Origin of the sequence: Halomonas sp. SpR8, assembly GCF_031010195.1 — a bacterium.
Taxonomy (GTDB): Bacteria; Pseudomonadota; Gammaproteobacteria; order Pseudomonadales; family Halomonadaceae; genus Vreelandella.
On sequence record NZ_JAUAMC010000005.1, the window covers coordinates 156,842 to 177,862 of the forward strand.

21 protein-coding genes, 1 pseudogene and 1 CRISPR repeat array are annotated in these 21,021 nt (G+C 55.8%); of the genes and pseudogenes, 12 read left to right on the forward strand and 10 right to left on the reverse strand.

What is annotated here, in order from left to right; genetic code table 11:
* The first annotated feature begins 59 nt into the window (after positions 1–59).
* A complete protein-coding gene (locus QT230_RS11770) occupies positions 60–683 on the forward strand; it encodes a glycosyltransferase family A protein (RefSeq protein ID WP_308321989.1) in 624 nt (207 codons plus the stop codon).
* 42 nt (positions 684–725) lie between these two features.
* Here the strand turns inward: QT230_RS11770 and QT230_RS11775 are convergent, their stop codons facing one another.
* On the reverse strand, positions 726–1,754 hold the full coding sequence (locus tag QT230_RS11775) for an acyltransferase family protein (RefSeq protein WP_308321990.1): 1,029 nt from the start codon (positions 1,752–1,754) through the stop codon (positions 726–728).
* A gap of 99 nt (positions 1,755–1,853) precedes the next feature.
* Between QT230_RS11775 and QT230_RS11780 the strand changes: the two genes are divergently transcribed.
* On the forward strand, positions 1,854–2,894 hold the full coding sequence (locus QT230_RS11780) for an alpha/beta hydrolase-fold protein (RefSeq protein WP_308321991.1): 1,041 nt from the start codon (positions 1,854–1,856) through the stop codon (positions 2,892–2,894).
* 45 nt (positions 2,895–2,939) lie between these two features.
* Positions 2,940–3,242, forward strand: coding sequence for a hypothetical protein (locus QT230_RS11785; RefSeq protein WP_308321992.1), 303 nt, complete (start codon positions 2,940–2,942; stop codon positions 3,240–3,242).
* 144 nt (positions 3,243–3,386) lie between these two features.
* A CRISPR array of direct repeats spans positions 3,387–4,011; the repeat unit is 25 nt; unit sequence TTTCTAAGCTGCCTGGGCGGCAGCG.
* A 132-nt stretch (positions 4,012–4,143) separates the two neighbouring features.
* Here QT230_RS11785 and cas6f read toward each other — a convergent pair.
* The 4 genes from cas6f to csy1 are packed head-to-tail and all read right to left on the reverse strand — an operon-like array spanning position 4,144 to position 8,089.
* Positions 4,144–4,713: a type I-F CRISPR-associated endoribonuclease Cas6/Csy4 gene (gene cas6f, locus QT230_RS11790; protein ID WP_308321993.1), complete on the reverse strand. Its 570-nt coding sequence runs from the start codon at positions 4,711–4,713 to the stop codon at positions 4,144–4,146.
* Between the two features lie 3 nt (positions 4,714–4,716).
* Positions 4,717–5,742 carry a type I-F CRISPR-associated protein Csy3 gene (gene csy3 / locus QT230_RS11795; protein WP_308321994.1) on the reverse strand — a complete coding sequence of 342 codons (1,026 nt, stop codon included), beginning with the start codon at positions 5,740–5,742 and terminating at the stop codon, positions 4,717–4,719.
* Positions 5,743–5,757: 15 nt separating this feature from the next.
* Positions 5,758–6,726 (reverse strand): type I-F CRISPR-associated protein Csy2, encoded by a 969-nt coding sequence (csy2, locus tag QT230_RS11800; RefSeq protein WP_308321995.1) that lies wholly within the window; start codon positions 6,724–6,726, stop codon positions 5,758–5,760.
* A complete protein-coding gene (csy1, locus tag QT230_RS11805) occupies positions 6,719–8,089 on the reverse strand; it encodes a type I-F CRISPR-associated protein Csy1 (protein ID WP_308321996.1) in 1,371 nt (456 codons plus the stop codon). Before csy1 ends, csy2 begins: the two co-directional genes overlap by 8 nt.
* Positions 8,090–8,416: 327 nt before the next feature.
* Between csy1 and QT230_RS11810 the strand changes: the two genes are divergently transcribed.
* Entirely contained in the window at positions 8,417–8,668 is a 252-nt protein-coding gene (locus tag QT230_RS11810) for a toxin HicA (RefSeq protein ID WP_308321997.1), read from the forward strand.
* Between the two features lie 16 nt (positions 8,669–8,684).
* On the forward strand, positions 8,685–9,014 hold the full coding sequence (locus QT230_RS11815) for a toxin-antitoxin system HicB family antitoxin (RefSeq protein WP_308321999.1): 330 nt from the start codon (positions 8,685–8,687) through the stop codon (positions 9,012–9,014).
* On the opposite strand, the gene cas3f is transcribed toward QT230_RS11815, so the two are convergent.
* Together cas3f and cas1f are read right to left on the reverse strand one after the other, a co-directional pair.
* Positions 9,015–12,359, reverse strand: coding sequence for a type I-F CRISPR-associated helicase Cas3f (cas3f, locus tag QT230_RS11820; protein ID WP_308322000.1), 3,345 nt, complete (start codon positions 12,357–12,359; stop codon positions 9,015–9,017).
* Positions 12,356–13,330: a type I-F CRISPR-associated endonuclease Cas1f gene (gene cas1f / locus QT230_RS11825; RefSeq protein WP_308322001.1), complete on the reverse strand. Its 975-nt coding sequence runs from the start codon at positions 13,328–13,330 to the stop codon at positions 12,356–12,358. Before cas1f ends, cas3f begins: the two co-directional genes overlap by 4 nt.
* A gap of 156 nt (positions 13,331–13,486) precedes the next feature.
* Between cas1f and QT230_RS11830 the strand changes: the two genes are divergently transcribed.
* The 5 genes from QT230_RS11830 to QT230_RS11850 all read left to right on the forward strand — a co-directional run bounded on the left by QT230_RS11830 (position 13,487) and on the right by QT230_RS11850 (position 17,350).
* Positions 13,487–14,176, forward strand: coding sequence for a hypothetical protein (locus QT230_RS11830; protein ID WP_308322002.1), 690 nt, complete (start codon positions 13,487–13,489; stop codon positions 14,174–14,176).
* A gap of 157 nt (positions 14,177–14,333) precedes the next feature.
* Positions 14,334–14,483 (forward strand): hypothetical protein, encoded by a 150-nt coding sequence (locus tag QT230_RS11835; protein ID WP_308322003.1) that lies wholly within the window; start codon positions 14,334–14,336, stop codon positions 14,481–14,483.
* A complete protein-coding gene (locus QT230_RS11840) occupies positions 14,480–15,214 on the forward strand; it encodes an ABC transporter ATP-binding protein (protein ID WP_308322004.1) in 735 nt (244 codons plus the stop codon). The genes QT230_RS11835 and QT230_RS11840 overlap by 4 nt, the downstream gene beginning before the upstream one ends.
* Positions 15,198–16,088 carry a metal ABC transporter permease gene (locus tag QT230_RS11845; protein WP_308322005.1) on the forward strand — a complete coding sequence of 297 codons (891 nt, stop codon included), beginning with the start codon at positions 15,198–15,200 and terminating at the stop codon, positions 16,086–16,088. The genes QT230_RS11840 and QT230_RS11845 overlap by 17 nt, the downstream gene beginning before the upstream one ends.
* Positions 16,089–16,129: 41 nt before the next feature.
* Positions 16,130–17,350, forward strand: a complete 1,221-nt coding sequence (locus QT230_RS11850) for a metal ABC transporter solute-binding protein, Zn/Mn family (protein ID WP_308322008.1) — start codon at positions 16,130–16,132, stop codon at positions 17,348–17,350.
* A gap of 24 nt (positions 17,351–17,374) precedes the next feature.
* Here the strand turns inward: QT230_RS11850 and QT230_RS11855 are convergent, their stop codons facing one another.
* Positions 17,375–18,250 (reverse strand): LysR family transcriptional regulator, encoded by an 876-nt coding sequence (locus tag QT230_RS11855; RefSeq protein ID WP_308322010.1) that lies wholly within the window; start codon positions 18,248–18,250, stop codon positions 17,375–17,377.
* 150 nt (positions 18,251–18,400) lie between these two features.
* Here QT230_RS11855 and ampC point away from each other — a divergent pair, with 150 nt between their 5' ends.
* The gene (gene ampC / locus QT230_RS11860) at positions 18,401–19,600 is read left to right on the forward strand and encodes a class C beta-lactamase (protein WP_308322012.1); all 1,200 of its coding nucleotides are present in this window, start codon (positions 18,401–18,403) and stop codon (positions 19,598–19,600) included.
* Between the two features lie 120 nt (positions 19,601–19,720).
* Positions 19,721–20,386, forward strand: a complete 666-nt coding sequence (locus QT230_RS11865) for a cupin domain-containing protein (protein WP_308322014.1) — start codon at positions 19,721–19,723, stop codon at positions 20,384–20,386.
* Here the strand turns inward: QT230_RS11865 and QT230_RS11870 are convergent.
* Together QT230_RS11870 and QT230_RS11875 are read right to left on the reverse strand one after the other, a co-directional pair.
* Positions 20,383–20,751, reverse strand: a complete 369-nt coding sequence (locus QT230_RS11870; protein ID WP_308322016.1) for a DUF6164 family protein — start codon at positions 20,749–20,751, stop codon at positions 20,383–20,385. The two genes, QT230_RS11865 and QT230_RS11870, sit on opposite strands and share 4 nt — an antisense overlap.
* Before the next feature lie 9 nt (positions 20,752–20,760).
* Positions 20,761–20,892 (reverse strand): annotated as a pseudogene (locus QT230_RS11875) (lactoylglutathione lyase); the annotation flags it as partial.
* Positions 20,893–21,021 lie beyond the last annotated feature (129 nt).

Genomic DNA, 21,021 nt, shown 5'->3' on the forward strand with positions numbered 1-21,021 from the left:
AACCCCAATACTACAATAAATTACATTTCGATAGATGCGCTTACAATTGGGGTCGATAAATGGGCTCGGTCTGCTTTATCGTTGATGCCATGGTGACAGGTGCGATGTTGCCACGGCATTTAAGATCCATACGCAAATCTGGTGTTGCCGATCACTTACTACCGATTGTGGTAACAGGCTCACATAACCATGCGCGTTTGAGCTCTATCGAGCAGCGCTACTATACCCACTGCTTGATCACACCCAAGCTGCCGTTAGGCGCGCGTCTTAATAAAGCGGCGCTTTCATGCCAAGCGGAGTGGCTAGTTATCGCGCTACAAAAACAGCCACTGCCTGCCAGCCTTTGGGGTTCACTTTACCCACAGTTGGATGCCCATACGCTGGATGCGTTGATTATTGGCATTGCTCAGCCCTCATTCTCCGAGCGCATCCTGCGCCGCATACTGGCAAGCGCGCTGCTACTGCCGCCTTATATTGCCGTTAGGCGGGCCTGGTTCGAGAGTTTAGGGGGTTTTGATCCTGAATTAGACAGCGAGAGTGCGATTAACGACTTCTTAAAGCGCTTGCACGCCTGCCCCACCCGCCTAAAAAATTACAGCGGTTCCTTGCTTAGCCAAGTCAATACATCAGACAACGCTGCACTGCTTGGCGCACCCAGTACGACTTACGCGCCACCGCAATAACGGTTATCCCTTAATCACCGATTTGGTCGTCTCATCTCCCGCTTAACTAACTTTAAGCCGTTTACCAAATAGCACCGCCCCAAGCGTGGAGGTGTTTGCCAGCCTGTTTAGAATAATCGACCCCACCAGGCCCACGGTTATTAATACCAATGCGTAGACCCCGATGGGCAATGACAAGGGATCAACTGCCAGATCGGCAAGCACAAAGAACATCGGGTGAGCCAAGTAGATGCCAAACGAATACGCATTGATGTGGCGCACCCACTTAGGCGCAGGTCGACCAGCCAAATAACGCATAGCGCAAAGCGTGAACAGCACAAAGAGAGGAATCACCCACACTTCTTTCGAAGAGAACTCCAGCCAACCTGCAAAGGTAGCCGCTATTATCAGCGCCACCAACAGCGCCAGCCATGCCGGGTGGGCCATCTGCTGCATCCAATTGGGCCGCTGAGCTAACACGCTTTCGGGGGCTAGCGGGTAGTAACGCACCAGCACTAATGCCAAGAAAAATACGTAGATCCATCCCAGCGGCGCGATCCACAGCAGGTAGCCTGGCAAGTCAACATCGAACCAGTAAGCAAGCCCCCAATACGCCATGCTGATCACGCAGGCGCCCCACAGCCACGGCACCGGGTTCAGCCGCCACAACTGAAAGCGGGTAAATAACCAATACGCCACATAAAACTGCATCGCAATAATCAAGAAGTAGCCGTGCCAGCCCGCGTAAACGTAATACTCGATGGCATTGGCAACAAACCCCACCGGCTCATCCGAGGCTCGCTGGCTGACCCATTCAGCCGTCGAATAAATAAACCCATAAACGAAGTACGGCACCATCACATACTTCACCCGCTGGGCAAGAAACCCGTCAGGCACCGATTTATCGTAACGAACGGCAAACACAAAAACCGAAATAAACAGGAAGATCGGCGTACCCAATACCAGTGGAATCCGCATTAGGTCGGTCGCGACGTTATCGAGGCGTTGATTGACATGATCTAACAAATGAAACAAAAAAACGGCTATACAGCCGTACGCACGGAACCAATAGATCTCTTCAACTTTCCGCATTAGGCCTCCCGCCGCAACCACCTCAACTCTTGTAAGATGAACAACTTATGCCGTTGCGCTGTCCGACCTCATTAAGCAGTATTAATTCCCGGAGGACATGTGTTCACCAATAAGCTGCCACGCTTCTCATACCGATTTCACGCTCTGCTCACCGCGTTTATTGGATGGCTAACGCTCAGTGGCCATAGTTTAGCCAGCGAGGTCAAACACCATCAGTTTTTTTCACCGACGCTAGGCTACGATTACCCCTATAGCGTTTATTTACCCGACAATTATGACGCTCAGGCGACAGACGCGTACCCAGTGATTTATATGTTGCACGGCTCGTTCGGGACAGACCGAGACTGGGTTTCCCGCGGCAACTTGCAACAGGTGGCCGATAGACTAATCCGCGCTGGCCACATTCCACCGGCGGTTTACATTATGCCCGGCAGCCGCAGTTGGTGGATCGATGGACACAATGAACCCGCCCGCAGCGCGTTTTTCAACGATCTAATCCCCCATGTAGAAGCGACCTATCATGTCGGCCAAGAGCGCAGCCTGCGTGGCGTAGCCGGGCTTTCAGCGGGCGGCTACGGCGCGCTCAACTTTGCTCTGGAGCGGCCGGAGTTATTTGCCGCCGTGGCCGCCCTAAGCCCCGCCAGCTACGCCCCGCTTCCGCCGCGCAACTCCTCCGCCTGGCGGCATCCGGCTTTTATCAATGAGCAGGGGCAGTTCGATCGCGAGCTGTGGGAGGCCCTGAACTACACCGCATATTTAGAAGCGTATCGCCTACAAGTCACCCCCCGAGGCACCACAGAAGAGCCCGATATCTCCCCGGTGCCGCTGTATATCAGTGCCGGGCGCAGCGACGTTTACGATGCAGAATTTCACGCCCGCATAATGCGCCAAGCCATGGAGCGCATTCAGCCCAACGATGTACGTCTAGACCTCTACCCCGGCGGCCACACCTGGCAAGTGTGGCGCGCCAGCCTACCAGCCGCTCTGAACTTCCTATTTCAGTACGTAGGACAGCCCGATAACCTAGCAGCAGCGGAAGACGCGGCTGAAGAAGAAACGCCTGTCGAACAAATTCCGGTAAAAGAGAGTTCTGTCGAACAAAGCTCTGTGGACGAAAGCCCAGAGGAAGTAAGCAGCTGAACGCACTACACTAAAGTAACATCCAATATGACAAGGAAGACGACGATGCACCAGCATATCGAATGGGATAACCCAGGTAGCGCCAGCGTAGCCGAGTACTTTAAAAATGACTCCGATCACAACGCCCCCGACCCCGGCGACATCATTTCCGCACGTTACCAGGGCGTCATGGTGCGTGTGAAAGTGGAAGCCTATCGGGAAGATGACGCCGTTAGCATTGGCGAAGTCGTCGCCATCATCGATGCAAAAGGCGACCGCCACAAAAACTACAGCAAACTCGAAATCGGCCACATGGTCAGAGTACCCGACGACAAACGCGCTCTAGAAACGCCGCCCAAAGAAGAGTAGGGCATCGGCATTTTCTACACTCAGCATCTATAGCCACCCAAGCGGTGGCTATTTTATTGAGGTTGCACTGCCAAGCGGCACACAAGCGCAGTGATACCAAGCCACATACACAGTGCGAATAGGGAGACTCGAACTCCCATGCCTTTTCTAAGCTGCCTGGGCGGCAGCGCACGTTAATGATTGAGTAGCCGCGCTCGCGTAACTTTTCTAAGCTGCCTAGGCGGCAGCGCACAGTTCCTGCATCCTCCATTTCTTGCGCAAACTTTTCTAAGCTGCCTGGGCGGCAGCGCACGAATACCACCCAGTATTTTGCAAGGCGTGTTATTTCTAAGCTGCCTGGGCGGCAGCGCACAACCCCAGTGGGATGAGTAGCGTGAGCGTTGATTTCTAAGCTGCCTGGGCGGCAGCGAACCCTACCGGCCTGCAGTACGTGCTTGTTAACGTTTTCTAAGCTGCCTGGGCGGCAGCGAACATGAATTAACGATCGACGAAGACATGGTGATCTTTCTAAGCTGCCTGGGCGGCAGCGAACAAGCTATCAGTTATCAAGAGTTGATAGATTATTTTCTAAGCTGCCTGGGCGGCAGCGAACTGCCACGCCTGCCACCGATATTGATACGTGTTTTTCTAAGCTGCCTGGGCGGCAGCGAACGTCGGCCTCATCGCCGCCACGGGTCTTGTTGATTTCTAAGCTGCCTGGGCGGCAGCGAACGTAACTGCCCTCGCGCTGCATGTCGCCCTGATTTTCTAAGCTGCCTGGGCGGCAGCGAACTAGAGCATATCAAAATTAATGTGTTGATTGTTAAAGAGCTTTGGCCGAAAAAAACGGTATCACCCTTTTTTGAGCGATACCGCTAAGTGGTTGATTATTGGTGGCCTATTTTATCGCTGAAAAAAAGGGTCAAAACCAGGGCACCGTTGCGTTGGGGCTTAGGCCGTAATGGCTGTACGTGCCCTCCGTGGCAGAAGCGGTCGGTTTGCCATGTTCAATAAAAAGGCTAAAACGCTGCTGGGTGGAGCGGCTATTGATCTGCACAAAGGGAAGCTCAATACGCCGTTCAGCCAGCTTGGCATAAATCTTCCGCGCTTCCTCATCCGTGATGTTGTGCCGTTTAGCATAGCGCTTGGCCCGGCTTTCGCTCCCCGTATTGAACTGTTTACGCGCCACGTTGATATGCTGAGCACCCGCAGGCACCGCAAGCACCTCGCTCACCTGAGTGTGATCACGCATACCGGTTAGCCAGTCTGCACTCATTAGCTGCTGCAAACGCGTTTTTGTGCCGTGTAGGCGAAGATGATCACCCAGCGTGCGGGCGCGTAAACCGTGCTTATGGCCAGGGAAACTGATACCTACGTCCTCAGCCTGTAAATCAAACAGCGCCCGGTGCAGCTTGTTATAAAGCGCGCCCATTAACATTGCCGGGGCAAAGTCAGGGTCGGGCCTTAATCGGATATCGAGATAGTGATCCATGGCTTACCCCGCTTCGCCGAATACGCCACCGCGAATCAGCGTTGCCATCACAAAGTGCTGGTTCTCTTTGGAAGGCACTTGGTCTTTGATCATCCAGTTATCCAGCAGTGAGTAGAAATCGGCCTTCTGTTTGGGCTGGCGGTACGCTTTGCCCTGGGTAGTCACCGAGCCATAGGGTTCCACGGCAATAGGCCCAAGATCTTCATCGTTCTCATTGGGGTACCAGGTATCAATGGTGCGAATAGCATTACCCAGTTTCTGCGAGTGAATACCGGCAATCTTGCTAACGTGATAAAGCGTTTTACTCTTATCACCCCGGCCCCGGTCTAGAATCAGCTCTTGAGACGGGAACACCTCTTGGCCACTGCCTACGCGCACGTAGGCCACCACCTCTAGCAGTAAGTGCTGCTCACCGGCCAATGCGGAGGCAATAACACCGGCGAGTTCTTTAAGCTCGGCGGTGTCATCGAAAGCCCGCAACGAGAGCGACAGGGCATCAAACGTCCACTCTTTGGTTGTTTTGCCCTGGGCCAATTGGCGAACACTGACCTCGACTTGTTCTGCGCCCATGCGGTTGCGCCACAAAAAACGGCCATTGGCGAGGTTATTGGCATAGCGATGCGCCAGCTCGCCAAAACCTTGCGCCTGCTTATATTCGGCGACTGCTTGTTCCAGCTTGGCTTGGTACTCGGCGTTGTTGCAGGCCGAGGGCGTTCCCGCACCGGCCAATACGCGCAGCGTAAAACGCGCCACTAAGGTATCTGCATCGTGGGGCAAAGTGGCGACATCGACGGTTTGCAGGTTGGGATTTTCAATCGCTGCGTCTAGCTTAGCGGGGTCTTGGTCTTTGGCTTTCAGGCGGTTGGAGATGGTACCGCGCACCGATTTTTCGCGTACTTCTACCGGCTGCCACTGCTGATTATCTTGGCGCTTACCCCAGCTGCTGGCGTATAGCAGGGCATCGGAGGGATCAAGCTTGCGCTCAAAGGCGAGGACGGAAGCGGTTTTAAGGGTATCGTTTTTAGCCATGATAAAGCTCCTTGTTTACTGTGCTGAGGCGCGAAGGTGGTAATCGTTGTTGAGTCGGTAAAGTCCCGCTTCTTCGTCGTTATCAACGTACCAAAGCAGGTCTTCAGGTTGCTTCATGCGGTGCGGGCTGACCCATTCACCAATGGAGTAGAGGCTTTCAACAAAGCGAAACTTAGTCTTGTTATCCCGGGCGTTAGCCACTTCTCCGGAATTAAAAAGGTCAGAAATAGCGCCGTAACCTACGGGGATAGGCACCAGCCAGCCGCGATAGGGACGCTGCACCTGCCAAACGGGCTTCTCTTTGGATTCACCTTCATTTTCCAGGGTGCAGTAGTGATTGAGCCGTGAAAGGTCTAGCCACGCATCCAGCAAATTGGCCTTCGGGTTTTGCTGTTGCAGCGTTTGGTGGTGCTCGGCGAGGTAGTCATCGCGCAGCGTGAGCGCAAAGCCCGGTAACCAGCGCCGCTTTAGGCGCGCGAACTGCTTTTGCCGTTTTTCTTCATCGTCATCAAGCGTGACCCATTGCGGACGTTTTTTGTGGTTTGGCAAGCTGCGATTAGGGATGACGCTGCCACCGGCAATACGCATACCCGCAACGATCTCACCGATTTTTTCGGCAATGTGCTCGTGCTCACTTTCCGCCGCCGCTGAATCAATTGTGAAGACCACCGTGATATCCAGATGGATGCGCCCTTCTTCTACAATCGCTGCCGTGCCGCCGGTTTTATCCACCGGGTTACGAGTTAGATGAAAGCCCCGAATGTAGCCACCTTCAGTGGCCTGGGCGTCAAAGTCGTGGCAAATAACGCCGACGTTACTGAGCGAAACGTTGATACCTGCCGCATAGAGCTTGCGCTCAAGGGCGTGCATCAAGCCTACAAAAGCGCTCATTGAAGGAAAGCCCCAGGTCATTGGGCTGGAAATCGCGTTGGCGTTTTGTACCCGCAGGCGTGGTAAAACCAGGAGGTTTTTCACTTCACTCATCGTCATCACCTCCAGGCAGGTTGGCTAGGTCTTCTATTAGGCTTTCCATCCAGCGGCGGTCACGATCTAACATGCTTTGATGAGTCGTATCTTTTGCCAGCGTTTTCTGCCAATGGCGAAACTCCACATCGCCTAACGGGAGCTTTTCACCCAACGCCGCATTGAGCCAGCTAGCGTAACGGTGGCGAATCTCGTCAGCCCATTCCACGCTGTTTCGCGCTTCACGAAAAGCGGCATCTTCCTCGGCTCGGCCAGGGTCTAGCCAAAAGGCTTCTTCGGCGACCAGTTCGCATTTTTCATCGTCGCTCCAACCCGCTGGCAGGCTATGCATTTGCATGGCAAATAGTGCCAGCTCATCCATCAGCATGGCGGTGAAGTCATCACGTAAATCGCGGGTGTGCATATCGGTGGTGGGATTGGTCTCCAGAAAGCGCTTTAGGTCTTTAACAAGGGAGCGCACTTCTGAGCGGCTGCCAAATATTCCTGGGTTGGAGAAAACCGATGCTACTTTTAGCGGTGGGCGAATATCACGGACATTCCAACTGGGTGGAAGCGATGCCATCAAATAGTTGTTACCGCCGCGCTCGCTGTTAAGTTGCGAGATATTTTGCGGCTTGGTACCACCCATTTTTTGTACGGCCAGGTTGGGGTAGCTGTGCACGGGTTGCTCGGCGTATTTGCCTTCCCGCTTGGCTTTACGTGCCTCTTTAGCCTCTTCGCTAAAACGGTCATGGTTAATGGTTTGGAATACGCGGTGGGCCAGCGAGGTGGCATAGAGTGGGGCTAGCAGGTGGAAGTCTTCATCTTCCAAGGCGTCTTCGCCCACCAGCCAATAGAGCTGTTTGCCACGAGTGTGGGAGGCGTGTTCACCACGCGGTTCGGTAATCGCAGCAAAGGCGCTTATCCACGCCTGGGCTTGTTCAGGGTTATCGCTTAACGCTTTGGCAAACTCGCTGTCATTTTCTAGCGCACGCTCAAGCAGCGATTTTCCCTCGAATTGCAGCTTCAAGAACTTATACACATCCAAGGCTGCGGCGTTCCCCACCACATCGCCCGCAAAATCAGCGGGTAGTACATGACTACCGACAAGATAATGGTTGTTTAGCGATTCAGGCGGGGCGTAAAGATTGGAACCTTTGGCATCGGGGTGGATAGGTTTTAGCGAGTGGGTTACGACTTGCAGTTGGCCAACGCGCCTTGCCGCATCGTTGATCCAGGTATCGAACTGGAACTGCTCAACCAGTGCCTGGTATTTCGGGTCATCGGGATCTAGCTTTTCCGTTTTGGTATCGAAGCGCTCTTTTAGAAAGTGCTGGATGACTAAATTGAGTTTTTGTCCCCCGTTGCCGGTTCTTTCCCGCATAACTCTACTCCCTAATCATATTTTATACTGTAGCCTTGAACGATCTTGCGACTACTGCACTTAAGGAAACGCCTGATGCTCAGCCAGAAACCTTATTCACATAAAGTCATCCTACTAACGTACACTTATAAAATCAAAATTCTTGACTACATTCTCAGACACTCCTAACATTCATTCCTGACTACCGAGAAGGTAGCTCAGCAATACTATCGCACGCCTTATATTTTCATTTGGCAATGTTCTGCCGAACAGGCAGCAGACTCATCATTGCAGCGTGACATCCATCCAATACAGTACTATTATTAGTACTACTATTTGAGAGCGCTTATGGCAAAGCTTGATAAGCTTTTGGATAAAGCACGTCGACAGCCTAAAAGCATGAGCTTCGACGAACTGACCTATTTATGCGATCACTACTTTGGCCCTCCTCGCCAGCAAAAAACTAGCCATCGGGTATATAAAACGCCCTGGCCCGGCGATCCTCGCGTTAATATTCAGCGGGGGAAAAATGGAGAAGCCAAGGCTTATCAAGTACGCCAAGCGCTTGCTGCCATTGATAAATTGTCGTCATCAGCATGACGATGGGAGTAGCACCATGGTGAACCATACCCATTACACCTACCGCATCCGCTGGTCAGAAGAAGATGACCAATTCGTTGGTTTATGCACCGAACTACCCAGCCTCTCTTGGCTTGCAGATACTCACCAAGAAGCGCTGGAAGGTATTCTGTCCCTAGTTTCCGACGTAGTGGCCGACATGGAAGCTGAAGGAGAAACACCCCCGCTCCCACTTTCTGAACGCCACTACTCTGGTCGTTTTAATGTGCGCATTCCCCCGGAAAAACACCGTGAGCTTGCGATTAAGGCAGCAGAGGAAAATATCAGCCTCAACCGCTTAGTCAGTGACCGGCTCGCAAACGCATAGTTAGCGGCTCCGCCAAAACCCCAACACCGAGTGATACCCCCACCGCTGGTTTCTAGCCGAAGCCGTCACCGTGCCGAAGGTTCGGGCGGCGCGATCAAGGGAAATATCCAGGTCTTCTGCCAAGTCAGCCAATGCCGTTAAATAGTCGCTGGCGCCCCAGGGTTGAATCCGCTCGCCCTGCTCTTTTGCCAGGTCTACCCGCACCAGCAGGCTCTCTTCTACCGGCACATAGAGCTTTTCACCCCGCCTTGCACCATCGTCTACGCGGTGTAGCGTCCAGGTTTCGCCGCTTTCATCGGGCAGCAGCGCTAGGGTTATTTCAGGTTCAAGCTGTTTGCGAAACGGATCACGCTGAATCAATACACCGGTTAAGTGCACCTGTGGTAAGGCGTACCAACTATAGGCCCCCAGCGGTGGCGGCTTGGGCTGCTTGCCAAGCCTGATCTCTTTTTTGGTTAACGGTTCAGCGGGTTGTTCGATCATCAGTTGATGCAGCCGCACATGCTCCAGATCGACGAGACTTTCTGTGGCATGCAGCGTTTCCCTCGCCAGAACGCGGGGGCGAGCGTCAATGACCTGGTACTCATCCGGCGTTAACAAGGTGTTAAGTGAGTGGCTTTTGAGACGCCAGGTAGCGTTTGTTTCAAACCCTGGCTTATGAAAAGCGGGTTCATCCGGCCGCTCAAGGTCTTTCAAATTGGTCTCTAACAGCAAAATATTGGGCACTTCACACGCCTGCTCACGGTGACGGCGTACCCGGCCCGCTAGCTGGATGATCGAGCGCATAGATGAAGGCTCTACGATCGCCCAGTCGTAGTCGTGGTCGCGGCCCACTTCGGTGACCGGCGAGCCCAGCACAATAAACAAGTGGTCGTTTTCTTCACTGCTATCCAATAGGCGGCGGATATCGGGCTGCTGAAACACGCGCTCGGGTTCGGCCCGTTGCAGCGTTTTATCCAACCGGCGTTCAATTTCCGAGCGCATCACCAGTGGGTGGCGGGAGTGGTAAACGCAGAGGTGAATGCGCACACCTTCCGGCGCGCCCTGCTGAAACAGCGCCCTGGCCACATCCACTAAGGGGTCGATATTGGCCATGCGAATAAGGCCAAAACTGACGCGTTTGCTGGTGTGGGGGTCAACGGAGTGGTGCCGCTGGTGCAGCGCTAGCGCATGTTCACGCAGTAGCCCTGCAATCGCAGTTCTGATCTCTTCCGGGCGTTTGCCCAACGCTGGCAACGCTAAAATATCGCCACGGCGGCGCACCGGGCTAGACGATAGGCGCTCTAACCGGCGTTTGGCGAAGGCGTGATGCGCATCCTTGAAGGTCTCGCTGCTGGCGCAGTTTTCATGCTGACGGTCGTGTTCGTCGAACCATGCGCAGCAAATATCCACCGCCAAGCCCGGTTCGCCACGGTGGCGCTGAAAGGCTTCGCGGCCGCTGCGGTAGGCTTCATACAACCCTTCGACCAATGCGGGCGGCAAGGTGGCGGATGACAGCAGCACCCGCGATCCCAAGAGCCCCGCCCAATTCACTAATCGAGTCAGCGCAGGCAGGTCGTTGATATCGAAATCGTCGATTTCATCGAGTACCAAGTCACTGCTCATTAACCGCAGCATGGGCACGATCTGCCGCCCACCCCGGGTGCTCTCCGTAGCAGGCACCAGGTGGTCAACGGTACACACCAAAATGGGCGCAGCGATCAGGGCGCTGGTGCCCGGTTCATTATTCAGGCGGCGCAGCACCGGGTGGTTATCAAAATTGCCGTCAAACACCACGTGGGCGTCTTCTTCGATCAGCGCCTGCTGAGACGCCGAGCCACTGGCTTCGGCTTCTTGTTCGTAGTGCTCAAACAACGTTTTATTGGCACTACCACCCACACGGACAGCGAGTTCATCCTCCCCCAGATGCAAGCGTTCACGAAGGGCTTGACCGGTTTGCAGCGTTAACGTGCGCAGCCCAAGAGCGATGCTAAAGCGTGCACCCTGCTGAGAATCAGCCAGGGCGTACATAATGCGCCCATTCGCAAGGGTCTTGCCGCAGCCGGTGGAGGCCATATTGATACCAAAAAAGCCTTGCCGTTGGCTGCGCTCTCTCAATGATTGTGCAAGGTCAAAGGCTTTATCCTGCCAGCGAAAGCGCGGGTGACTGCTGCGTTTACGAAAGCCTTTATGGCGGGCTAAACGCGGTAGGTGGCTGTCGACGCTAGGCAGTGCGCGCGCTATCGCGGCGGCGTGTTTTTCAACGCCCAAGATATGTTCATCCAAGGGCTGATTGGGCTTGCCAGTTTTGCGCACGGTATTGGCTATTAGCGGATAGTTGGGTTCGCCGCGAACGCGATGCTGTAGGTCTTCCAGGCTTGAGTAGTGATGGTCGGCGAGCATTAAGCTTAGCCGCGCCAAGTGCATGACGTAGTGGCTTTCCAGCCAGTGGCGATCCGCTTTTATCCGTGCCTGTAGCCTAGTGGCGAGTTTAGTAGCACGTTCACGCCAACGGGATGTACTCAGCGGCAACCCACCGCTGAATTGCCAGTACGGGGCTATACGCTTAGGGTCTTGGGTTTCGGGAATCTCATTCCACTCGGCATGAATAGACGCAAACAGCCCGCCCAACTGCTCCGCCTGAAGTGGCGCCTTTCCTCTGCCCCAGCGCCTTTCAGTATTGCCGCCCTTTTCCAGCGGTTTTAACGGCAAGCGGTGGTGGCTAAGCACTAGCCAACCCAGTGCAGCAGCCAGCGGCGGCAAACGACTAAACACCGCCGAAGTGGGGCTATCTAATCCGTCACGCTCTAAACCCTCCAGCCAGTGTTGCTCTTGGTAGTCGCCTCCAGCCAGTCGCGCCAGCCAAGTGGCGTCGTCATCACTGCCAACAAAGGCTTGGAACAGCCTTAACGATACCCACTCATGGCGATATAAGTTGCGCCCTTCCAGCTTTCCTTTGAGCCGCTGCTGAAAGGCGTTGCAGGCTTTGCCCAGGTCGTGCAGTAACGCAGCCAGGGCGGTGAGCAGGAGAATATCTTCGCCGTTGTGCCAGTCGTTTTCATCCTGGCGGCGCAAAATATCGCGGGCAGTGGTATTGGTCGGTACTGCGCCATTGAGATTGAACTGAGCAGCATCCCCCACCACCCACAGCAGCTCGCTGTGGTCGTGACCACGAATCCAGTGGCAGGCGACGGCGGTATTCTTGCGGGCGGTTTTGCGCAGTAGTTTGCGCAAGGTATCCAGCCCGGCTTGGGTGATGGGTGTTTGCCAGGTGCGGTCGCCGCGGCGTTCGGCAAACTGATCAAGCACGCGGCGGGTTTGTTTCAGGGCGTTCTTGTTGCACTGGGAAATCAGCAGCACGTTCATGCTTCGCCGCTCCCCAGCTCCTGGGCGACTTCCTTGAGCGTATCGATCATAAAATCGAGGGATTCGGTGCGGGTTAAGCGCTCGATACAGGCTTGGCGGAACTCCTGCTCTTCATCGCCGCGCATGGCAGAAATAAACGCCTGAGGCAGAATCACAGCGTCTTTGACCAGGTCGGCCACATCAAACACCAAGCCGCCCCGGCGGGTTTTGCCGTGGAGTACCGCAAGCCCGTGGGGAATACCCAGCACCCAGGTGGCGGTCGCCGCCAGGCCGTAAGCAAGGTAGTTACCGTGATCGAGAAAGCGGTTGGCGGGGTCGGTGCCCGAGCCGCGTTTGGCGCGGGTGAAGTCACCGTACTCGACCGCATTCACCGCCAGCTTGAACAGCGTTTTGGTTAACCGCGCCTCCAGGGTGAGCAAATCAACGGTGCTGGGGGCTTTTTTGATCGCTTCGCGGTGGTGAGCCAGTGCGCTGTGCAGGTGATCAGTGGAAATACTAAAGCCTGCGTCCTTCATCACCCGGCTTGTCCACAGCGCTTCGATGCGGGCAAGGCGGGCTTGCTGAAAGGCACGGGCGGCATCCAGGCGTTTTGCATCGTCAAACCAGAAGCGCACCCAATATTGCAGGTACTCCGTGGGCCGGTACTCGCTCTGCGGGGTCAACCAGGCAACGTCTACATCCACCTCGTTGGCCGCAAACAACGGCGTGCCACCGCCACCGCAAAACCCGACTAATACACCGGCCTTGGCTAGCTCACGCATCGCCGCTTGGGTAATCGAGGTGCCGGTGCCCAGCAGTATCGAGGTCGTGTTGGCAATGGGGATATTCCAATAGCGGGATTTGCTGCCCTCATCGGTGACGTACTCTACCCGGCCACCGTTCACCAACACCCGGCAATGCTGCAGGTAATAGAGGTTAGCGCGCTTGGAGTGAAGAATGGTTTTTAAATCACTGGGCGAAAAGTCATCCATGCGGCGCTCCTGATGGTCGTTTTGCTCATCTAACCATCCTTTACTCCACTGCGCCATTGACCTTAGTCATACTTAGCTAACATTGATTCCACGCTAACGACTGACTAACTCCGTGCTACGCTTAGCGCTACTGCTTCCTTTTATAGGCACCTCTTCATGCATGCTTTTCGTCTTCTCGCCGCGCTGGTGACCACCCTGGTAGTCGTTCTGCCTGTCTCGTTACAAGCCCAGGCGCAAACTCAAACGCTGCCCCCAACGGATGGGCAGTGGAATGAGTACGATGAGGTATTTGAGAGCGGCGCTAGCCACGCCAACGTTTGGCAGTGGGGCTGGACTGGCATTTACGGCACCAGCTTGGCGGTGAATGTGTACCAATCCAGCGAGGCGAGCGACCCGGATGACCGTTTTGATGCCCGGGTAGGGGTGGTGAAATCAGCCTTGGCCGTGGCCGGTATGCTGAGCGACCGCCAGCCGCACCCGGCAGCATTAGCAGAGTATGAGCGTTTGAAAGCCAGCGGTGATTTAAGCGGTGTGCAGGCGCTGGGCTTGCAGCTTGCTCAGGCGGAGCGCGAGCGGCGCGGCTGGGGTGCCCGCGTCAGTTCACTGGTAGTGAATGGCGTAGCAGGGGCAGTGATCGCCGCCGATGGCCGGGAAAGCGACGGTGCGATCAACTTCGCCACCGGGATGCTGGTGAATGAGCTACAAATTTGGTCGCAGCCCAATCAGGCGTCTTCGGCGATAAACCGCTTTCAGCCCGCTAATCTTTCGCTTGGGCCGCTTATGATTCCTGGTGAATATGCGCTCAACGTGGGGCCACAGCAGCTAGGCGCTACCTGGCGCTACTGATACCGCTCATGTTGTTACTTCTCTAAAGCGCTGGCGTCGGTATGCCGCCAGTGCTTTATCGTTGCCAGCACTGTGTGAACGGGTAAAATAATCAGCAATTTTTTACCCTTGCTAAACGTAATGTTATAACCTATTCGATATGATACGAGGCCACTTGATGAGTGAGCATACGCACCGCCATAACAAGGAGGGCCCCTGCCACTTCTCCTTGATGTCGCTATCGGCTATTAAACGGCTGCTATTTGTTGCCGTGCCGTTGTTGGTGCTTTGGGGGTTGGTGGTTTGGGCTGGCGGGTGGCTGGGATGAGTCAACGCGCTTTATCACGCCTACAGCTGCACAACCTGCACTTAGCCCAGGCGCGGCGCACGGTGTTGGAACACGTTGAAGGCGACTTTAAGCCGGGGGCAATTACCGCGCTCATCGGTGCTAATGGTGCCGGTAAAAGCACGCTGATTCAGGCGATTATGGGTGAGTTGCGGCCGATTAGTGGCGAAGTGGTCTGCACGGTATCTAAAGAGCGCCGAGCGTGGCTGCCCCAGCAATTAGCATTAGATTTGACCTTCCCGATGAGCGTGGAAGAGCTGGTGATGACCGGCAGTTGGCCTAGCCACGGCGCACTAACCGGCTACTGTGCAGGGCACTACCGTAAGGGTCGCGAGATTATGGCGCGGCTGGGTATTTCGCATTTGGCCCACCGTCCGCTGGGCGAGCTTTCTGGCGGCCAGCGCCAGCGTGCCCTGATTGGTCGCACGCTAATGCAGGAGGCCGAGCTGTTACTGCTCGATGAGCCGTTTGCCAACGTGGATAGCGAAACCGTGGATATTTTGATCCGTATTCTCCGCCAGATGGCCGATGACGGCGCGACTATTATTGTCGTGCTCCACGATATGGATCACCTGCGCCGCTTGGCCGACGAGGTGCTGATGCTCAACGGCGGCCATGGCCGCTGGGTCGCGCCTAGTACGCTGACACATCAACATGCGCCTGCCCAGGTGGTGCCGTTTACGTTGGGAGGACGCCATGCTGGATCTGCTTAATGCGTGGTTTGTCAGCCCGTTCGATTACGGCTTTATGCGTCGCGCGGTAGTCGGCGGTTTGGCGCTTTCGCTGGCCGCGCCGCCGTTGGGGGTATTTTTGGTGCTGCGTGGCATGAGCCTGATTGGCGACGCCATGGCCCACGCGATTCTTCCCGGCGTTGCGCTCGGGTTCTTGCTGGCAGGGTTTTCGCTGCCGATTATGAGCATTGGTGGAGTGCTGTTTGGCTTGATGGTCGCGCTGCTGGCGGGGGCCGTATCGAAGATGGGTGGCCAGCGTGAAGACGCCGCCATGGCGAGCTTTTTTATTATCTCGCTAGCCGCCGGTGTGATGCTGATTTCGCTGGGCGGTAGCAGTGTTGATCTAACCCACGTGCTGTTTGGCTCGATTTTGGCGATTAACTCCACCGCGCTACTGCTGATCGCAGGTATCAGCACGCTGATTGTGTTGACGCTGGCGGTCGTGTTTCGCGCCCTGGTGGTGGAGTGCCTGGACCCGCTGTTTTTGCGCGGCCAGAGCCGTCGCAGCGGCTGGGTACACAGCGTGTTTTTGGGGCTGCTGGTACTCAACCTAACCGCCGGTTTTCAAACCCTGGGCACGCTGATGGCGGTGGGCCTGATGATGCTGCCCGCCACCTCGGCGCGCTTTTGGAGCAAACGCTTAGAGGGCTTGATCGGCATTGCCATTGTGCTGGCCATGGTGGCAAGCACCGGCGGCCTGCTTCTCTCGTTTCATCTGGATATCCCTTCGGGCCCCAGCATTATTCTGCTGGCCGGGTTTGGTTATCTCTTCTCGGCCCTGTTTGGTCGCTACCACAGCTTGGCAGCTAAACTGCGGCGTAAAACAACGCCGCTGACTGCTGAGCAAGGGGCTTAATTTTTAGCCTGTATGTTTGGCTTAACTGTAAGGAGTGTTGTATGTCGCTTGGCTATTTATCACATCGGTCGTCGCGCTGGTTAGTCGGTGTTTCCGCCCTGCTGGCGCTGCCTGCGGCCATGGCGAATGAGCGCGTTCAGGTGGTTACCAGCTTCTCGATCCTCGCGGATATGGTGGAAAATGTAGGCGGTGAACATGTGGATGTGACCTCTCTGGTCGCTGCCGATGGCGATGCCCACGTTTACTCCCCCAGCCCCGGCGATGCACGCTCCCTGGCGAATGCTGATTTGGTGGTCTTCAACGGCCTGCTGTTTGAGGGTTGGATGGAGCGTTTAATTAGCGCCAGCGACTACTCGGGTGCGTTGGTTACCGCCACCGACGGTATCGAGCCGCTCGCCTACGCCGGGCATGACGAGCATGGGCATGACCATGAGGCTCATGGCCACGAAGAGCATGCCCACGAAGAGCACAGCCACGATGACCACGATCATGACCATGACCATGACCATGATGAGCATAGTCACGCAGAACATGCGGATGAGCACGCCGGTCACGACCATGGCAATCAAGATCCTCACGCTTGGCAGGATATGCGCCAGGCCGAGGTGTATGTGGCCAATATCCGCGATGGATTAATCGCGGCCGATGCTGACAACGCGGACGAATATCGCGCCAATGCGGAGCAGTATTTACAGCAAATCGCCGAGGTGGACGCCGAGATTCGTGCGCTGATTGACGAGATCCCAGCCTCCACCAGCGTGATCACCGGACACGACTCCTTTGGCTACTTCTCAAGCGCCTATGGGGTTAACTTCCTCTCCCCCGTCGGGCTTTCGACGGAAGCCGATCCCAGCGGCGCCAGCATGGCAGCACTGGTGGATGTGATTGCGGAGGAGAACGTGCAGGCGTTATTCCACGAGAACATGACCAATCAGTCGATCATTACCCAGCTATCTGAAGAGACGGGCCTGCCGATTGCGGGCACGCTCTACGCCGATGCGCTGGCAAGCGAAGGCGAAGCGAGTAGTTACCTGGGCATGATGCGCCACAATGCGCGGGTGCTGCACGATGCGTTGGCAGAGCCCGGACATGAAGAGCCCGGGCATGGTGATCATGAGCACAGTCACGATCACGAAGACCATGACCATGACCATGACCATGACCATGACCATGACCATGACCATGACCATGACCATGACCATGACCATGACCATGACCATGACCATGACCATGACCATGACCACAGTGAGCATAGCCATTAAGCGGGTCGGATAAACAAGCGCTGCTCAGGCGTTGGTCGCTTTGAGCAGCCACTCCCGAAAACACGCCATCGCATGGGTTTCAGTGCGTGTTTGCAGGCGAGTCAGCCAGTAGCCGCCTAAACTGACGGCGGTGTCGAAAGGTTGTACCAGCGCGCCGCTGCTCAGTTGGCGGGGGAACATCAGCGGGGGCGCCAGGGCCACCCCGGCGCCTTGCAATGCCGCTTCCACCATGGCGATGGAGGAGTCAAACACAATGCTTTTGGTCACGGGATAGCTGCTCGGCAGCCCCGCCGCTAATAGCCACTCGGCCCATTCATCGGCGCGATAAGAGCGCAGCCAGGTCTCGCCTAACACATCGGCCGGCGTGTTAAGACGCTCCGCAATAGCCGGAATGCACATCACCGACAATGACGCCGGCAATAGCGGCTGCGCCGCGGTGCCATGCCACGCGCCAGTGCCAAAGCGGATAGCAAAGTCGAGCCCTTCACCGGCTAGCTCAGCGCGATTATTATGGGTAGAGAGACGTAGATCGACAAAGGGGTATTTGTCCTGAAAATCTGCCAGCCTTGGCAGTAGCCAGCCGACGGCAAAGGTGCCTACCACACCGACGTTTAATACTTCTCGGTAGTTGCTCTCGCCCACCCGTTCCAGTGTGTGGGAGATCTGATCGAATGAACTCTTCAGCACCGGCAGCAGCCGCTCACCCTCCTGGGTAAGCATTAACCCCCTGGGCAAGCGCTTGAACAGCGGCACCTTCAACTGGGTTTCGAGCAGTTTGACCTGATGACTGACCGCCGCCTGGGTGACGTGTAGCTCTTCTGCCGCGCGGGTAAAGCTTAAATGCCTGGCCGACGCTTCAAAAGCACGCAGCGCCTTCAAGGGCAGGTAGGGACGCACCACTTTGACCCCCAAATTTTTCTAATGACTCGGGCAAAATATCGCTGTTTGTCAATTCGCACAGCACACCGTAAATTAACCGCTGTCACGCTCTTCGCGGCTGGGAATACTACCCCAGCTTTCACTCCGCGCTAATCACAACAGGATATTGGTATGCGTAAGATGTTAGCAGCAAACTCCGTCCTCATCATGACAGGTTCTCTTCTGATCGACAGCTCTGCCTGGGCATCTAATGTGCCTGATAACGCAGACATCGAGGCGCTGGTGAACGACACTATTGCGCCATTGATGGCTGAGCATCGTATTCCAGGCATGGCGGTCGCGCTGAGCATCAACGGCCAGCAGCACTATTTTAATTATGGGGAAGCCGATCAAGAAGCCGGCGCTCCGGTCACAGAAGAGACACTGTTTGAACTTGGCTCAGTGAGCAAGATCTTTACGGCTGCACTAACAGGCTATGCGCAATCCAGCGGCGCCCTTTCGCTTTCCGACCCGGCCAGCCAGTACCTGCCAGCCCTTGAAGGCAGCGCCTTCGATGACATCACGCTGCTGGAACTGGGCACCTATACGGCAGGCGAGCTGCCGCTGCAGTTCCCCGATGCGGTACAAAGCGAAGCGCAGATGCTCGACTACTACCGCCAGTGGCAGCCTGAATCTGCCCCCGGCAGCCATCGTCTCTACTCCAACCCAAGCATAGGCCTGATGGGCTATTTAACCGCCCAACGCCTTGGCAAACCGTTCGAGACGCTTATGGAAGAAGTAGTGTTCGCCCCGCTAGGGCTTGAGCACAGCTATTACCAAGTGCCAGAAGCTCAGCAGGCGCACTACGCCTACGGTTACTCAAAAGAGGATAAGCCCATTCGGGTGAATCCAGGCATGCTGGATGCTCAGGCTTACGGCTTGAAATCGACGGCCGCTGACGTGCTGACGTTTGTGGAAGCCCATATGAACGGCGCAGGGCTTGAGGTAGGAGATGAAGGGAGCAAACTAGACGAGCCACTAAGCCAGGCCTTGGCAGCCACGCGCACCGGATACTTTGGGATCGGCAATATGACGCAAGGCCTAGGCTGGGAAAGCTATGCCTATCCGGTGGCGCTTGAACAACTGCTGGAAGGCAACTCCCTTGAGATGATCTTGGAACCCAACCCCGTCAACCGCTTAACCCAGCCGCTCGCCCCCAGAGAAGAAGCGCTCTACAACAAGACCGGCTCCACCAATGGTTTTGGCGGCTATGTAGCCTTTGTGCCCAGCGAACAGACCGGCATTGTGCTGCTGGCCAACCGCAACTATCCCAATCAGGCGCGTATTGAGGCAGCCCACCATATTCTTTCCGAGCTCACTGAAGCGCCCTGAGTAAGCAGCCAGACACTTTGATGCCGCCTTCGGGCGGCTTTTTGGTTGCATTTTTCGCTGTCGATAAGGAGACTAACACCCCTCCCCGTTACCAACCTTCACCGCAAAGAGCCCTTTCCCATGCGTTTAAACGCCGATTTTAGCCACTTTGCCTGCGTTACCCCGGAAGAGTATCAGTGGGTCGACTCCCCAAGTGCGGGGGTAGAACGCATGATGTTTGACCGCATTGGCGATGAAGTTGCCCGCGCAACCAGCCTTGTCCGCTACGCCCCCAATACCCAGTTTGAGCGTCATACCCACGGTGGCGGCGAAGAGATTCTGGTATTGGAAGGCGTGTTCGGCGATGAGCATGGCCGCTACGCGGCGGGCAGCTACCTAAGAAACCCTGTTGGCACCGCCCATACGCCGCAGATTGGCGAAGAGGGCGCGCTGATTTTTGTCAAACTGCACCAGTTCGACCCCAACGACACGCTACAGCTGGCGGTGCCTGCCCACCGGCTGCCCTGGCAGCCTGATCGGCGCCCGCGCATCGCCTATAAGATGCTGCATACCTATAAGCAGGAGCGCACCAGCCTTGAACGCTGGTCGGCGGGCACGTCTATTAACTACCCCACCCTGCGGGGCGGTCTGGAGTTTTTAATTCTGGAAGGCGCCCTGAGCGACAGTAAGCATCGCTATACAGCGGGTACCTGGTGCCGCTACCCCAGCGGTGCGGCACCGGCATTAACAGCAAGTGATGAAGGTGTAATGATGTACCTCAAGCGCGGCCACTTGCCAGCGGCTTAAGCCCGCGATAGGCCCAGGAACGGCAGAAGTGTGAGGGCGGCAATCAGCCCAACCGCCAACAGCACCAGTACGACCTGCAGCGGATGGGCAGCCAGGCGCTTCCATAACGTCTCTGCCTCACCCCGCTCAACCGCCGCTTGGTGCTCGCGCTGGGCGCGCTCCAGGCGCTCGGCTTGGTAAGCCTCTAGCGCGGCGATGGCCGCGTCGTGTTGATGCGGGTTGCGCAGCCAAATAGCATCAACCCCCAGGCGGAAAAAACCCGCCTGGGTTTCATAGGTGTCAAAGCCATGCGCCGCCAGCAGGTCACGCACCTCCATCGCTTCTTCATCGGTAACGTGGCGCAGCCGGAACAGTAGTTTAGCCATTGGCGGGCCTCATGAGTCGCATTTACCGACCATCAGATCTGCTTGAATCACTTCAATCCAGTAGCCGTCCGGGTCTTTAACGAAGATAACATCTTTCATTTTGCCTTGATCAGGGCGTTTCACAAACGTGACGTCGATTTCGCTCTCCTGTCGCTGAAGTTGTTCATTGAGCCTCACGTACCGCTTACCATGGGGGCTTTAGCGTCATAATGCTAGCCCTTACAAACACGTAGGCTATGTCAAAGCCGTGTGGTATTGAGATACCGATAA

What these genes read in the sequence shown, in the direction of transcription:
- QT230_RS11770 (WP_308321989.1), top strand. Translation starts at nt 60, where the DNA reads ATGGGCTCGGTCTGCTTTATCGTTGATGCCATGGTGACAGGTGCGATG.
- QT230_RS11775 (WP_308321990.1), bottom strand. Translation starts at nt 1,754, where the DNA reads ATGCGGAAAGTTGAAGAGATCTATTGGTTCCGTGCGTACGGCTGTATA.
- QT230_RS11785 (WP_308321992.1), top strand. Translation starts at nt 2,940, where the DNA reads ATGCACCAGCATATCGAATGGGATAACCCAGGTAGCGCCAGCGTAGCC.
- cas6f (WP_308321993.1), bottom strand. Translation starts at nt 4,713, where the DNA reads ATGGATCACTATCTCGATATCCGATTAAGGCCCGACCCTGACTTTGCC.
- csy3 (WP_308321994.1), bottom strand. Translation starts at nt 5,742, where the DNA reads ATGGCTAAAAACGATACCCTTAAAACCGCTTCCGTCCTCGCCTTTGAG.
- csy2 (WP_308321995.1), bottom strand. Translation starts at nt 6,726, where the DNA reads ATGAGTGAAGTGAAAAACCTCCTGGTTTTACCACGCCTGCGGGTACAA.
- csy1 (WP_308321996.1), bottom strand. Translation starts at nt 8,089, where the DNA reads ATGCGGGAAAGAACCGGCAACGGGGGACAAAAACTCAATTTAGTCATC.
- QT230_RS11810 (WP_308321997.1), top strand. Translation starts at nt 8,417, where the DNA reads ATGGCAAAGCTTGATAAGCTTTTGGATAAAGCACGTCGACAGCCTAAA.
- QT230_RS11815 (WP_308321999.1), top strand. Translation starts at nt 8,685, where the DNA reads ATGGTGAACCATACCCATTACACCTACCGCATCCGCTGGTCAGAAGAA.
- cas3f (WP_308322000.1), bottom strand. Translation starts at nt 12,359, where the DNA reads ATGAACGTGCTGCTGATTTCCCAGTGCAACAAGAACGCCCTGAAACAA.
- cas1f (WP_308322001.1), bottom strand. Translation starts at nt 13,330, where the DNA reads ATGGATGACTTTTCGCCCAGTGATTTAAAAACCATTCTTCACTCCAAG.
- QT230_RS11830 (WP_308322002.1), top strand. Translation starts at nt 13,487, where the DNA reads ATGCATGCTTTTCGTCTTCTCGCCGCGCTGGTGACCACCCTGGTAGTC.
- QT230_RS11835 (WP_308322003.1), top strand. Translation starts at nt 14,334, where the DNA reads ATGAGTGAGCATACGCACCGCCATAACAAGGAGGGCCCCTGCCACTTC.
- QT230_RS11840 (WP_308322004.1), top strand. Translation starts at nt 14,480, where the DNA reads ATGAGTCAACGCGCTTTATCACGCCTACAGCTGCACAACCTGCACTTA.
- QT230_RS11845 (WP_308322005.1), top strand. Translation starts at nt 15,198, where the DNA reads ATGCTGGATCTGCTTAATGCGTGGTTTGTCAGCCCGTTCGATTACGGC.
- QT230_RS11850 (WP_308322008.1), top strand. Translation starts at nt 16,130, where the DNA reads ATGTCGCTTGGCTATTTATCACATCGGTCGTCGCGCTGGTTAGTCGGT.
- ampC (WP_308322012.1), top strand. Translation starts at nt 18,401, where the DNA reads ATGCGTAAGATGTTAGCAGCAAACTCCGTCCTCATCATGACAGGTTCT.
- QT230_RS11865 (WP_308322014.1), top strand. Translation starts at nt 19,721, where the DNA reads ATGCGTTTAAACGCCGATTTTAGCCACTTTGCCTGCGTTACCCCGGAA.
- QT230_RS11870 (WP_308322016.1), bottom strand. Translation starts at nt 20,751, where the DNA reads ATGGCTAAACTACTGTTCCGGCTGCGCCACGTTACCGATGAAGAAGCG.